This window comes from Streptomyces sp. JW3 (assembly GCF_052216785.1).
Taxonomy (GTDB): domain Bacteria; phylum Actinomycetota; class Actinomycetes; order Streptomycetales; family Streptomycetaceae; genus Streptomyces.
In genome coordinates, this window is record NZ_JBQOUX010000220.1 from 1 (window position 1) to 2,410 (window position 2,410).

The window sequence follows — 2,410 nt, forward strand, 5'->3', positions numbered from 1 at the left end:
GGCCCGGAGCGCCGTACGTACGCTCCGGGCCCCTCGGCCGTGATGCCGCGCGCGTACGGCGTCCCGTACGCGGACCGTCACCGTCAGGCAGCGGCGCCCCGGCCGCCCATCAGGCGCGGCAGGAAGCGGAAGCCGACGCCACCGGCGATCATGGTGGCGGCGCCGATGAGCAGGAAGCTGGTCTCGGCGGCACCGGTCTCGGCGAGCTCGTCGCCGTTGCCCTGCGCCGAGGTCTGCGCGGTGCTGTCCGCACCGGTGTCGGTCAGGGCCGAGGTGCCCTGGTTCTGGGCGGCGTTGTCGTTGCCGCCGTCGGTGGTGGTGTTGTCGGTGCCGGTGTTGCCGTTGCCGGCGTTCCCGTTCCCGTTGCCATTCCCGTTCCCGTTGCCGCCACCGTTGCCGGTGCCCTCGGTCGGGTCGTCGGTGGGCTCGACCGGGTCGGTGGTGCCGGGGTCGGTCGGGTCCGTGGTGCCCGGGTCCGTCGGGTCGGTGGTGCCCGGGTCGGTCGGGTCCGTCGTACCCGGGTCCGTCGGGTCGGTGGTGCCCGGGTCGGTCGGGATGTCGGTGGGCGGGTCGGTCGGGTCGGTCGGGTCCGGCTCCGGCGTCTCGTCGCCGCACAGGACGCCGAGGATGCAGTCATCGGCCTCCGTCGCCGAGGCGGCACCCGCCGCGGTCAGCGAGGCGCCGAAGGCGATGACGGCACCGGCCGCGACCCGTGCGACACGGACCCGCGTCTTCTTGGTCATAAGTTTGCTACCCCCAGTAGCTGAATCGTCAGGGTGGCGGCGTTTCGGGGCCGTGATCGACGGGGGTAGCCATGTTGTGAAGCCCCCCGGTTCACATGCGCCCCAGAAACACGCATGCCGCGCATCACCTTTCCTATTTTTAAAGGCAACGTCAAGGCCATTGCGTACGCGATGTCCGCGTTCGGGGTGTATGCCGGATACAAAGACTGTGAGTTTGATGTAAAAGCCGGACATCGAGCCCAGAAAAAGCGCATACGAAAGGCAACTGCCGCCGTGCGGGTGGCAGTTGCCTTGTCGACAAAGCGGCGTCAGCGTACCGCCGTTACTTCTCCTGCTGCTTGCGCCAGCGAATTCCGGCCTCCAGGAAACCCTGGATCTCCCCGTTGAACACGGCCTCGGGGTTGCCCACCTCGTAGTCGGTACGCAGGTCCTTGACCATCTGGTACGGGTGCAGGACGTACGAACGCATCTGGTTGCCCCAGGAGTTGCCGCCGTCGCCCTTGAGCGCGTTCATCTTCTCCTGCTCCTCCTGGCGGCGCCGCTCGAGCAGCTTGGCCTGGAGGACGTTCATCGCGGTCGCCTTGTTCTGGATCTGCGAGCGCTCGTTCTGGCAGGAGACGACGATGCCGGTGGGCAGGTGGGTCAGCCGGACCGCGGAGTCCGTCGTGTTCACGCCCTGGCCGCCGGGGCCGGAGGACCGGTAGACGTCCACCCGCAGTTCGGACTCGTCGATCTCGATGTGGTCGGTCTGCTCGACCACGGGGAGGATCTCGACGCCCGCGAAGGAGGTCTGGCGGCGGCCCTGGTTGTCGAACGGCGAGATCCGCACCAGCCGGTGCGTGCCCTGCTCGACGGAGAGCGTCCCGTAGGCGTACGGCACCTGCACGGCGAAGGTGGTCGACTTGATGCCGGCCTCCTCCGCGTACGAGGTCTCGTAGATCTCCGTCTTGTAGCCGCGCTGCTCCGCCCAGCGCAGGTACATCCGCTGGAGCTTCTCGGCGAAGTCGGCGGCGTCCACGCCACCCGCCTCGGCACGGATGTTGACCAGCGCCTCCCGGGAGTCGTACTCGCCGGACAGCAGGGTGCGGACCTCCATCTCGTCCAGCGCCTTGCGCACCGAGGTCAGCTCGGACTCGGCCTCGGCCCGGGTGTCCGGGTCGTCCTCCTCCTCGGCCATCTCGAAGAGGACCGCGAGATCGTCGATCCGGCCGCGCAGCGCCTCCGCCTTCCTGACCTCGGCCTGGAGGTGGGAGAGCTTGCTGGTGATCTTCTGCGCCGCCTCCGGGTCGTCCCACAGGGACGGCGCGGCCGCCTGCTCCTCGAGCACGGCGATGTCTGCCCTCAGCTTGTCGAGGTCCAGGACGGCCTCGATCGACTCCATGGTCGAGGAGAGGGACTTCAGCTCTTCGGATACATCGACGACTGCCACGCCCTCCAGCGTAACGGCTCCGCCGGGCGGCCCACGCCCGGCGGTACGGGGGGGCTTGCCTAGGGGACCGCCGGTGCCGAGTTCCGGGTGTCCTCGGGGCCGGTGTCGGCCTCGTCACCGGCCGTGGTCAGCCAGGTGCCGACGCCGATCGCCGCCAGCAGTGCCACGGCGCCCGCGCCGAGGGCGATCCGGCGGCGGCGGGCGGCGGCCCGGTTGCGGGCCGAGCCGGGGCGGCGGG

2 protein-coding genes are annotated in these 2,410 nt (G+C 69.9%); both read right to left on the minus strand.

The genetic code is table 11. The annotated features are described in order from the left end of the window. Nucleotides 1-83: 83 nt before the first annotated feature. Nucleotides 84-743 (minus strand): hypothetical protein, encoded by a 660-nt coding sequence (locus tag ACTT8P_RS38115; protein ID WP_442836374.1) that lies wholly within the window; start codon nt 741-743, stop codon nt 84-86. Nucleotides 744-1,065: 322 nt separating this feature from the next. Continuing rightward, nucleotides 1,066-2,172 (minus strand): peptide chain release factor 2, encoded by a 1,107-nt coding sequence (prfB, locus tag ACTT8P_RS38120; RefSeq protein ID WP_442836375.1) that lies wholly within the window; start codon nt 2,170-2,172, stop codon nt 1,066-1,068. Nucleotides 2,173-2,410 lie beyond the last annotated feature (238 nt).